The 335-nt window shown below is 64.8% G+C and carries 1 pseudogene; it reads right to left on the bottom strand.

Features of this window, described 5'->3' with window-relative positions:
* A pseudogene (locus G6R25_RS24725) lies at window positions 1-308 on the bottom strand (hypothetical protein); the annotation flags it as partial.
* Window positions 309-335 lie beyond the last annotated feature (27 nt).

Here is a 335-nt window from a genome sequence, read left to right as displayed (position 1 = left end):
TGTTCGCTGACCGTCACCTGAGTTTCGAAAGGATCAACCTGGCGGTTTCGGAATAGCTTCAGTGTCTGCACGATCTGCGCGCTACGTTCCGCCGGTATCCACCAGATCAGCTCGTACTCCGACTGATACCGGTAGACGTACTCGACGGCGAGCTGCGACTTCCCGACGCCGCCCATGCCATACAGGGCCTCCGGCAGCACCGCCGTGGTGCCGTCACCGAGGCGCCGGTGGAGTTCCCGCAACGAATCGCCGCGGCCGGTGAAATGCGGATTGCGTTGCGGGACTGCCCCGCCCAGGACCGCCGGCACGACGGTCCTGCTCCGCGTCGTTCGTTC

The organism is Candidatus Frankia alpina, assembly GCF_902806485.1.
GTDB classification, from domain to species: Bacteria; Actinomycetota; Actinomycetes; order Frankiales; family Frankiaceae; genus Frankia; species Frankia alpina.
This window is presented reverse-complemented; position numbering and strand designations above follow the sequence as displayed.